This is a genomic window from Pseudomonas fjordensis, from assembly GCF_976987115.1.
The window spans coordinates 2,974,136-2,984,218 of sequence record NZ_OZ336860.1 but is presented as its reverse complement, the minus strand read 5'-3'; the positions used below and the strand labels follow the sequence as shown (position 1 = coordinate 2,984,218).

Below are 10,083 nucleotides of genomic sequence, written 5' to 3'. Positions count from 1 at the left end.
CCCACGCAAAGCGTCAAGTGAAGCGTTCCCACGCAAAGCGTCAAGTGAAGCGTTCCCACGCAAAGCGTCAAGTGAAGCGTTCCCACGCAGAGCGTGGGAACGAGCACTCAGGATGTGCTGATGCGCCAGATGCCGAACGGCATCTGCGGGTCCAGCCGGGTCCATTGGGTCTTGCCGTACCAGGTCCAGCGGTGGCCGTTCATCAAGTCTTCGCCCTGGGTCTGGGCATCGTCGGGCAAGCCCATCTCCCACAGTGGCAATTCGAAGTGGGCTTCCTGGGCGTTGTGCGGGTCGAGGTTGACGGCGACCAGAATGAAATTGCTGCCGTCTTCGCTGCGCTTGCCGAAATACAGGATGTTGTCGTTCCAGGCGTTGTAGAGCTTGAGCCCCAGGTGCGTGTGCAACGCCGGGTTCTGGCGGCGGATGCGGTTGAGCTGGGCGATCTCGGCGATGATGTTGCCGGGCGCAGTGAAGTCGCGGGGGCGTATCTCGTACTTCTCCGAGTCCAGGTATTCCTCTTTGCCCGGCACCGGCGCGGCTTCGCACAACTCAAAGCCTGAATACATCCCCCACAAGCCCGAGCCCATGGTGGCCAGCGCGGCGCGGATCAGGAAGCCTGCGCGGCCGGATTCATGCAGGAAACCGGGGTTGATGTCCGGCGTATTGACGAAGAAATTCGGCCGGTAGCACTCACGCCAGGGCGACTGGTTCAGTTGGGTGAGGTACTCGCTCAACTCAGCCTTGGTGTTGCGCCAGGTGAAGTAGGTGTAGCTCTGGGAATAGCCGACCTTGCCCAGGCGCGCCATCATCGCCGGGGTGGTGAAGGCTTCGGCGAGGAAGATCACCTGCGGGTACTTGGCACGCACGTCGCTGATCAGCCATTGCCAGAACGGCAGCGGCTTGGTGTGTGGGTTGTCGACGCGAAAGGTCTTCACGCCCTCTTGCACCCAGCCCACCACGATATCGCGCAGTTCGGTCCACAGGCTCGGGATGGCATCGACCGCATAAAAGTCGACGTTGACGATGTCCTGGTATTTTTTCGGTGGGTTTTCCGCGTACTTGATCGTGCCGTCCGGGCGCCAGTTGAACCAACCCGGATGCTGCTTGAGCCAAGGGTGGTCCTGGGAGCACTGGATGGCGAAGTCCAGGGCGATTTCCAGGCCGTGGTCGGCAGCGGCCTGGACCAACCGGCGAAAATCATCGCGCGTCCCCAACTGCGGGTGGATCGCCTCGTGACCGCCCTCCTCACTGCCAATGGCATAGGGGCTGCCAGGATCATCGGGGCCGGCGGTGAGTGAGTTGTTCTTGCCCTTGCGATGGCTACGGCCGATGGGGTGAATCGGTGGGAAGTACAGCACGTCGAAGCCCATGTCATGGATCATCGGCAAACGCGCATGCACGTCGTTAAACGTGCCGTGCCGCGCTGGATCGTCGGTGATCGAGCGCGGAAACAGCTCGTACCAGCTAGCAAACTGCGCGGCTTCGCGCTCTACATCAATCGGGTAGGCGGGGCTCACACTCAGATAGGCCCGGTGGTCGGCCTGGGTCATCAGGTGTGCACTGTCTTCGTGCAGGAACAACGCCACCTGCTCGGTTTCCAGCAGGCCGGAGAGTTCATGGTGCAACAACATCAAGCGGTCGCGCAGTTCGTTGTCACTGCGCTCGGCGGCCTGCAACACCAGGCTGCGGCCCTCCTGCAGCTCGAGGCTGACTGGCACGCCAGCTTCATGCTTCTTGCGCAGTTCGTAACAAAAGCTGGCAAAGGTGTCGATCCAGGCTTCGATACAGTACTCATGGCGGCCTTGGCGGGCGACGGTAAACGCGCCCTCCCAACCATTGTTGCCGATATCCAGCATGACCACGCTGTGCCAGCTTTCATCTCCCAGGGCGCGCCAGCGGATCAACACCGCCAGTTTATCGTGGCCATCTGCAAACACTTTGCTGGTCACATGGACCCGCTGGCCCACCACTGCCTTGACGGCAAACTCACCGTTGTCGATGACCGGCATGGTGCTTTCGATCGCGATCCTGGGTAACAGCAGCGCCTGGGACAGCGGCAGCACGGAGTCTTCTGGAACCAGTGTTTCAGCAGTCATCGAGCATCTTCCCCTTACGCCCTGTGGACGCTCTTGGCTTGATCCGAATTCAAAGGCGGCGGCGCTCTCCCCGAGCGTGGCCGTTTAAGGTCCGAGCCTGGGCGCGCAGCAAAAGTTCAGGTGGATATGCCGCCACTGGGCAGGGAATCAATTGCCCCAGGCCGCGGTCCACCGCTAGAGCAAAGCACAAAGGAGGCCACACCGATGAATATCCCGATCCCCCCTGAACCTGAAGATCCGAATATCGACAACCCGCCGCTGCCGCCCGGCGAACCGGCGCCCGTTCCGGAGAAAGAACCGCCGGAAAACGACCCACCGCCCGTGGAGGAGCCGCCGACGACTATGCCGCCAGTAATAGGGATCCAAGCCTGGCATTCGCCAAGCATCCAGTGATCCATAATGCGGCATCATTTATCCAACATTTTGACGATTCTGGGCATGATGCTGAACACCGCCAGGGCCAGCAGGGTACTGAGTACCGCGGTCGATTCACGGCCCATGCCCGCCGCCACGCCAATGGCGGCGGTCATCCACAACCCGGCCGCCGTGGTCAGGCCCTTCACATGCTGGCCCTCCTCGTCTTCCTTGCCCTTGAGGATGGTGCCGGCACCGAGGAAGCCAATGCCCGCAATCACACCCTGAACCACACGGCTCATGGCATCTGCCTGGTTGCCGGACATCTGCGGCACCAGCACAAACAGCGCGGCGCCCAGTGCCACCAGCATATGGGTGCGCACCCCGGCCGCCTTGCCCTTGTGCTCACGTTCAAACCCCAGGATGCCGCCGAGGATCGCCGCGATCAGCAGGCGTACGGTCACTTGGGTGAGTTGCCGGGCATCGCCGATGTCCGCGAATTCGGCTTGCAGGGTTTGCCATACCACATGCCACCAGGCGTCCATGGATACGCTCCTTTTTATTATGGGTAGATAAAGGGTGGACAGCGCAGACCGCCAGTCAGTTGCCTGGAACCTGCCTCCATAGGTGCCGCCTAAGGCTATAAAGCCCATAGAAAGGAGATCGCCATGACCCTTCGCATCGACAACCATTTGTGCTACTTCACGCTCGGCGTGGACGGCCAGGAGCAAAGCCTGCCAGCCACCCGCGTGAAGATCCTTACCGACAATGACAAAGCCATGTCCTATGTGGACCTGGCGGGCGAGCGGATCTATATCACTGAAGCCGAAGCCGACGCGCTGACGGTTGAAGGGGCCACGGATGGCCGTAACCATGTGAAGGCGCAAGAGCCTGGTTCGGTGATTTGATTGATCTGCATCATCGAATCCAATGAATCCCTGCACCCCTATGCACTGGGGGTGCAGCAGATTGACGCACACGAACGCGCCAAACCTATCTGATCCGCTTTTTATCACTCAACCTGAGTCTGTTATGCAAACAGCCCGTCGCCCATAGTTCATCGGCCTGATGGAGGCTGATGAGCGAACGACCATGAGCGAACGAATCCCAACCGTGGAAACCTTTGAGCCCATTCACCCAAAGAAGGTGAAGGCCAAATCCAGCGACAACCTGATCCATACCCGCAGTTTTACCGGCCTGTTTCGCACCTTGCGCGTGGCCGGTGCCGGCCTGCTGTTCCTGGCTTTTTTCGGCACCGTGTGGCTGAACTGGGGTGGGCGCCAAGCCGTACTGTGGGACCTGGCCGAGAGCAAATTTCATATCTTTGGTGCGACGTTCTGGCCTCAGGACTTCATCCTGCTCTCGGCGCTGTTGATCATCTGTGCCTTCGGCCTCTTTGCAATCACGGTGTTTGCCGGCCGCGTCTGGTGCGGCTACACCTGCCCGCAAAGCTCGTTCACCTGGCTGTTCATGTGGTGTGAAAAGGTCACCGAGGGTGAACGCAACCAGCGCATCAAACTGCAGGCCGCGCCCTGGAGCCTGAACAAGCTGGCACGGCGCTCGGCCAAACACACGATGTGGCTGGGTATCAGTGTGTTGACCGGGCTGACGTTTGTAGGCTATTTCACCCCGATCCGCCCCTTGGCCGCTGAATTGCTGACGTGGCAGATGGGCGGTGTGAGCCTGTTCTGGGTACTGTTTTTCACCGGCGCCACCTACATCAATGCCGGCTGGCTACGCGAAGCGGTGTGTATGCACATGTGCCCCTATGCACGGTTCCAGAGTGTGATGTTTGATAAAGACACCCTGACCATTTCCTACGACGCCGCCCGTGGCGAGCAGCGTGGCCCGCGTAAACGTGACGTGCAGCCAGCCGAGGTTGGCCTGGGCGATTGCATCGACTGCCAACTGTGCGTGCAGGTATGCCCCACCGGCATCGACATCCGCGACGGCCTGCAAATGGAATGCATCGGCTGCGCGGCCTGCATCGACGCCTGTGATTCGATCATGGACAAAATGGGCTATGCCCGTGGTTTAGTCAGTTACACCAGTGAGCATCAATTGCAGGGGGGCAAGACTCACCTGCTGCGGCCACGCCTGATCGGCTACAGTGCCGTGCTGCTGGTGATGATTGCGGCGTTGGTGGTGGCCCTGATTGAACGGCCGATGGTGTCGCTGGATGTCACCAAGGACCGTGGTATGTTCCGCGAAAACAGCCAGGGCTTGATCGAGAACATCTACAGCCTCAAGGTGATCAACAAGACCCAGCAGCGCCAGGACTACCGCCTGGAACTGGTGGACGCCGAGGGCTTCCAGTTGCAAGGCAAGACCCAGGTCAGCCTGGCGCCCGGGGAAATTGTCGATGTACCGGTGTCGGTGGCGTTGCTGGCGGACACACCGGCCAGCAGTTCTCAGACTATCCGTTTTAAAGTGACGGATGTGGATGAGCCGTGGATTTATACCGCTGCCGACAGCCGCTTCGTTGCCCCCTTGAATCGCTAATCAACTGTAGGAGCGAGCTTGCTCGCGAAAAACTCACCGGCGCCGCGTTCATTCAGGAAAGCCCGCGTTATCGTTGACGTTTTTCGCGAGCAAGCTCGCTCCTACAGTTTTGCCCTGCGTATACATTCAAAAAGCTAATTAGGCCGCCATGAAACGCTACGAAAAATTCGCCGACGACATCGCAGAACTGATCCGCTCCGGCGTCCTCGGCCCCGGCCAGCGCGTGCCATCGGTGCGCTATGCCAGCCAGGCCTACGGCGTCAGCCCGTCCACCGTGTTCCAGGCCTACTATTTGCTGGAGCGTCGTGGCCTGATTCGCGCCCGCCCGCGTTCTGGCTACTTCGTCAACACCCATGCGCCCAGCCCGTTTTCCGAACCGGTGGTGAGTGAGCAGGTGCATGAGTCCACCGATGTGGGCGTAAGCGAGCTGGTGTTCTCGGTACTGGACTCGATCAAAGACCCCAACACCGTGCCCTTCGGTTCGGCCTTCCCCAGCCCCATGCTGTTCCCGCTGCCGCGCCTGGCCCGCTCCCTGGCCAGTGCCAGCCGCGAAATGGACCCGCGCCTGGTGGTCACCGACATGTCGCCAGGCAACCCGCAACTGCGCCGTCAGATTGCCCTGCGCTATATGGTCGGCGGCCTGATGCTGCCGATGGAGGAACTGCTGATCACCAACGGCGCCCTCGAAGCGCTCAACCTGTGCCTGCAGGCCGTGACCGAACCGGGCGACCTGGTCGCCATCGAAGCGCCGGCGTTCTACGCCTGCTTGCAAGTGCTTGAACGCCTGAAGCTCAAGGCCGTGGAGATTCCGGTACACCCGCGCGACGGTATTGACCTGAACGCCCTGGCCCAAAGCCTCGAGCGCTACCCGATCAAGGCCTGCTGGACCATGACCAGCTTCCAGAACCCCATGGGCGCCACGCTGCCTGAGGAGAAAAAACAGGCGCTGGTGCAACTGCTGCGCAGCCATCAAGTGCCGTTGATCGAAGATGACGTCTACGCCGAGCTTTATTACGGGCAACAAGCGCCGAAACCGGCCAAGGCCTTCGATACCGAAGGGCTGGTGATGCACTGCGGCTCTTTTGCCAAGAGCCTGGCGCCGGGTTACCGCGTGGGCTGGGTCGCGGCCGGGCGCTTTGCACAGAAGGTCGAGCGGCTGAAACTAATGACCTCGCTGTGCCCCTCGATGCCGGCCCAGGCGGCGATTGCCGATTACCTGCAACACGGCGGCTATGACCGGCACCTGCGCAAACTGCGCTACGCCCTGGAAGAACAGCAAAGCGCCATGCTGGCGGCCATCGCCCGCTACTTCCCGGCACAGACGCGGGTCAGCCAACCTGCCGGAGGCTATTTTTTGTGGTTGGAATTGCCAGAGCAGACCGACTCGCTGAAATTGTTCCAGATGGCCCTGGCCCAGGGCATCAGCATTGCGCCGGGGCCGATCTTTTCCGCGACCCAGCGCTTCAGAAACTGCATACGCTTGAACTATGGCAGCCCGTGGAACGAAGCCTCGGAGAAGGCCATGGAGACATTAGGGCGGATTGTGCGCTCGTTCTAAATGGAACCTACCGTCGCGTCTTAACGACTCAGAGGCCTCCACAGACCGAATAAAGAGACCCGCGTGATTACCTGGAAAAACTGCCCACTGCCCACACGTGCCCCCCTTAACCTGAAGCCTTTTCCCGTCCCTCACCACTACATGCACTGGGCGGAACAACAACAGGTGCGCCAGATGAAAGGCCCGAGCGGGCGCCCTGCCGGTGTTCATCGCTCGGCAGAGGCGATCATCGAGCACAGTAGCGTGACAAAAAACTTCCTCAAGGGCTGCGATTTCTATCAGGTCGTCGATGACCTCAAGCGACAGGTCGGCGACTGGACGCAAGCCAATCCAGACCCGCAGGCCAGAGCTGATGCGGCCTACGATCTGGATAAAGTGCTGCGTTTTCTCGATAACGTCGATGATCGAACCCTCAATGGCAGCGATAGCCGCAATGGCCATATCGAGGGTTTTTCCAACTGCGGCTATGGCGTGGTGAAGCACTCCGAAGCCGACCTGCTCCGGCAGTTCTCCTGGTACGGCTACGAGGTGCTGCGCACGCTGCGGACCTGATCGGCCAGCGCCTTAACGGCCACCGCCCAGGTCAATGAATGTTCCGGTGGAATACGACGCCTTGTCCGAGAGTAACCAGATAATCGCCTCCGCCACTTCATCCGGGCGCCCGCCCCGCGCCATGGGTATGCCCGACTCCAGCTTGCTGACCCGGTCCGGGTCGCCGCTCAGGGCATGGAAGTCGGTAAAGATATAGCCAGGGCGTACCGCGTTGACACGGATACCCTCACCTGCGACCTCTTTCGATAAGCCGATGGTGAAGGTATCCAGCGCGCCCTTGGAGGCGGCGTAGTCGACATACTCACCCGGCGAGCCCAGACGCGCCGCCACCGACGACACGTTGACGATACTGCCGCCCTGCCCGCCATGGCGGGGCGACATGCGCAGCACCGCGTGCTTGGCACACAGGATCGGGCCCAACACATTGGTCTTGAGGATTTTGAGGATACGAAACTCGGACATCTCATCGACCCGCGACTTGTGCCCCACGGTGCCGGCGTTATTGACCAGCGCGGTGACCCGGCCCAGCTCCGCATCAACGCGATTGAACAGGCCGATCACTTCATCCTCGATGCTGACATCGGCCCGCACGGCAATCGCCTGGGCGCCCAATGCGCGGACCTGATCAAGTACATGGTGGGCAGCGTCTTCATCCGCCTGGTAGTTGATGCAGATGCGATAGCCCTGGCGCGCCGCGAGCAATGCTGTCTGGGCGCCAATGCCACGGCTGCCCCCCGTGATGATGACGACTTTGTCCATGGCTGCGGCCTCCTGATTCAACCGGATGTTTAGGGTTGGATCCAAGAATACCTTTCACTTAACGCTTTTGTCAGGCGCTACCGGCTCTTCGGTGCGCCGGATATTGGCCATGAAGCTGTCGGCTGGCAACGGGTGCCCCAGTAAGAAACCTTGCAAGGCGTCACACCCCAGGCGGGTGAGGAAGTCCTGCTGCATATCGGTCTCCACGCCTTCAGCGACAATTCGCAGGCCAAGGGCCTGGCCCAGGGCCACGATGGCCGAGACGATGGCCGCGTCGTCGCTGTCGTGTTCCAGGTCACGCACAAAACCGCGGTCGATCTTCAACTCGTTGGCCGGCAGGCGCTTGAGGTACATCAGGCTGGAGTAACCGGTGCCGAAGTCATCGATGGACAGGTCCACGCCCATGTCCGAGAGCTGCTGCAACACCGTCATGCTCGCATCGGCATCGCTCATGGCGGTGGTCTCGGTGATTTCCAGCGTGAGGCTGTTGGCCGGCAAGTGGTGACGCTCCAGCGCCGCCGCTACGCTGTTGACCAGCCCGGCATGGCAGAACTGCAGCGCCGACAGATTGACGGCGATGCGCCAGCTCTCATAGCCCTGGGCGTACCACACGCGCATCTGGCGGCAGGCTTCATCGAGTACCCACTCGCCGATGGGAATGATCAGCCCGGTTTTCTCCGCCAGTGCAATAAACGTAGCGGGCATCAGCAAGCCCTGTTGCGGATGCTCCCAGCGCAACAGCGCCTCGGCCCCCACGGCAAGGCCACTGACAGCGTCGAACTTGGGTTGGTAATGCAAACGAAACTGCCCCTGCTCCAGGGCATTGCGCAGGTCTTGCAGCAATTGCAGTTGTTTGCGCGCGTTGGTGTTCATCGACACATCGAAGAAGCTGTAGCCGTTCTTGCCCATGCCCTTGGCGTGATACATCGCCGCGTCGGCGTTCATCAGCAGTTCCTGGGGGTTATTACCGTTGCCCGGGAACATGGCGATACCGATGCTGGCCGAGATTTGCAGCTCATGGTCGGCCACCGTGAACGGGCGGTTGATCAGGCTCACCTGGCGCTCGGCCAAGCCCATGGCATCGTCGGGCTGGGTGAGCTGCACCAGCAACACAAACTCATCACCGCCGATGCGGGCCAGGGTGTCCTGGCTGCGCAAATCCTCGCGCAAGCGCAAGCCGACCTCGCGCAGCAACTGGTCGCCCAGGTGATGACCAAAGGCATCGTTGACCGGCTTGAAACCATCCAGGTCGATAAACATCAAGGCAAAGCAACCGCCCCGCTCGTTCACCGCCTGGATGCCTTGTTGAATGCGATCAGCCAGCAACGTGCGGTTAGGCAGGCCGGTGAGCATGTCATGCAGGGCCAGGTGGGTGAGTTCCTGGTTGGCCAGGGTCAGGGAATCGGTGAGCACGGCGGTGCGCGCTTCCAGGCGCGCATCCAGCACCGAGGTCAACAGCGCAATGACCAGCACCGCCAGCGAAGTGACCAAGACCAGGTTATCCAGGCCCTTGCCGCTCAGGCCGGTCAATGCGGCGCCGCAGAAGCTGCCATCGGCAAAGCGTGCCGCAGCCATCCCGGTGTAGTGCATCCCCACGATAGCCACGCCCATCACCACGGCGGCGCCACCCCGTGCCAGCCGTACATAAGGTGTGTTGCGCCGCAGGTTGAAGGCAATCCACAGCGCGGCGCCGGAAGCCACCACCGCGATCATCAACGAAGCGCCGAACAAGGTCGGGTCGTAATCAATGCCCGGCGTCATACGCATCGCGGCCATGCCGGTGTAATGCATGCTGGCGATACCGGCGCCCATCACCAGCGCGCCCAATGCCAGTTGCCAGGCCGGTAAGCGTGGCTGGCTGACCAGCCATAACGCAAACCCGCTGGATAGCACGGCGATCAACAGCGAGAACAGGGTAATGGCTACGTCAAAGCCCAGGGCAAACGGCAGGCGCAGGGCCAACATCCCGATAAAGTGCATGGACCAGATGCCGACACCCATCGCCACTGCGCCGCCAGTGATCCACAGGTAAACAGCCCGCCCCTTGGCCGTCGCGATACGCCCGGCCAGGTCCAACGCGGTGTAGGACGCCAGGATGGCCACGCACAGGGAAATCACGACAAGGGAGGTTGAATAGCTACCGATCAGCATGGCACGTCTCGCAGGCGACCGGCGCAAAAGCCCGTGCCGGGTGGCAAATCGGGCGATTGTAGCGAGTATGAATCCGAGGCAGGTGATTAATTGATCCGTGGGCCATGACGC

The 10,083-nt window shown here is 61.0% G+C and carries 9 protein-coding genes; 5 read left to right on the top strand and 4 right to left on the bottom strand.

What is annotated here, in order from left to right; translation table 11 throughout:
* Positions 1–107 precede the first annotated feature (107 nt).
* Entirely contained in the window at positions 108–2,096 is a 1,989-nt protein-coding gene (locus ACWHXD_RS13370) for an alpha-1,4-glucan--maltose-1-phosphate maltosyltransferase (RefSeq protein ID WP_138762620.1), read from the bottom strand.
* Between the two features lie 204 nt (positions 2,097–2,300).
* On the opposite strand from ACWHXD_RS13370, the gene ACWHXD_RS13365 reads away from it, so the two are divergent.
* Complete coding sequence (locus tag ACWHXD_RS13365; RefSeq protein ID WP_032892035.1) at positions 2,301–2,489, top strand: hypothetical protein; 189 nt, start codon at positions 2,301–2,303, stop codon at positions 2,487–2,489.
* A gap of 14 nt (positions 2,490–2,503) precedes the next feature.
* On the opposite strand, the gene ACWHXD_RS13360 is transcribed toward ACWHXD_RS13365, so the two are convergent.
* Entirely contained in the window at positions 2,504–2,995 is a 492-nt protein-coding gene (locus ACWHXD_RS13360; protein WP_032892036.1) for an MgtC/SapB family protein, read from the bottom strand.
* A gap of 123 nt (positions 2,996–3,118) precedes the next feature.
* Between ACWHXD_RS13360 and ACWHXD_RS13355 the strand changes: the two genes are divergently transcribed.
* From ACWHXD_RS13355 to ACWHXD_RS13340, 4 genes are all read left to right on the top strand, one after another.
* Positions 3,119–3,358, top strand: coding sequence for a DUF3203 family protein (locus tag ACWHXD_RS13355; RefSeq protein WP_032892037.1), 240 nt, complete (start codon positions 3,119–3,121; stop codon positions 3,356–3,358).
* Positions 3,359–3,542: 184 nt separating this feature from the next.
* Complete coding sequence (gene ccoG, locus ACWHXD_RS13350; protein WP_032892038.1) at positions 3,543–4,952, top strand: cytochrome c oxidase accessory protein CcoG; 1,410 nt, start codon at positions 3,543–3,545, stop codon at positions 4,950–4,952.
* A 148-nt stretch (positions 4,953–5,100) separates the two neighbouring features.
* A complete protein-coding gene (gene mapR, locus ACWHXD_RS13345) occupies positions 5,101–6,510 on the top strand; it encodes a GntR family transcriptional regulator MpaR (protein ID WP_032892039.1) in 1,410 nt (469 codons plus the stop codon).
* Positions 6,511–6,684: 174 nt separating this feature from the next.
* Positions 6,685–7,062, top strand: a complete 378-nt coding sequence (locus tag ACWHXD_RS13340; protein WP_138762639.1) for a hypothetical protein — start codon at positions 6,685–6,687, stop codon at positions 7,060–7,062.
* A gap of 12 nt (positions 7,063–7,074) precedes the next feature.
* Here ACWHXD_RS13340 and ACWHXD_RS13335 read toward each other — a convergent pair whose 3' ends face one another.
* Positions 7,075–7,821, bottom strand: a complete 747-nt coding sequence (locus tag ACWHXD_RS13335; RefSeq protein WP_032892040.1) for an SDR family oxidoreductase — start codon at positions 7,819–7,821, stop codon at positions 7,075–7,077.
* Positions 7,822–7,875: 54 nt separating this feature from the next.
* A complete protein-coding gene (locus tag ACWHXD_RS13330) occupies positions 7,876–9,972 on the bottom strand; it encodes a putative bifunctional diguanylate cyclase/phosphodiesterase (protein WP_138762619.1) in 2,097 nt (698 codons plus the stop codon).
* Between the last annotated feature and the right edge of the window lie 111 nt (positions 9,973–10,083).

Bases quoted from the DNA above. Each gene is read 5' to 3' on its own strand.
- ACWHXD_RS13360 (WP_032892036.1), bottom strand. From the start codon at position 2,995: ATGGACGCCTGGTGGCATGTGGTATGGCAAACCCTGCAAGCCGAATTC.
- ACWHXD_RS13335 (WP_032892040.1), bottom strand. From the start codon at position 7,821: ATGGACAAAGTCGTCATCATCACGGGGGGCAGCCGTGGCATTGGCGCC.
- ACWHXD_RS13330 (WP_138762619.1), bottom strand. From the start codon at position 9,972: ATGCTGATCGGTAGCTATTCAACCTCCCTTGTCGTGATTTCCCTGTGC.
- ccoG (WP_032892038.1), top strand. From the start codon at position 3,543: ATGAGCGAACGAATCCCAACCGTGGAAACCTTTGAGCCCATTCACCCA.
- ACWHXD_RS13365 (WP_032892035.1), top strand. From the start codon at position 2,301: ATGAATATCCCGATCCCCCCTGAACCTGAAGATCCGAATATCGACAAC.
- ACWHXD_RS13370 (WP_138762620.1), bottom strand. From the start codon at position 2,096: ATGACTGCTGAAACACTGGTTCCAGAAGACTCCGTGCTGCCGCTGTCC.
- ACWHXD_RS13340 (WP_138762639.1), top strand. From the start codon at position 6,685: ATGAAAGGCCCGAGCGGGCGCCCTGCCGGTGTTCATCGCTCGGCAGAG.
- mapR (WP_032892039.1), top strand. From the start codon at position 5,101: ATGAAACGCTACGAAAAATTCGCCGACGACATCGCAGAACTGATCCGC.
- ACWHXD_RS13355 (WP_032892037.1), top strand. From the start codon at position 3,119: ATGACCCTTCGCATCGACAACCATTTGTGCTACTTCACGCTCGGCGTG.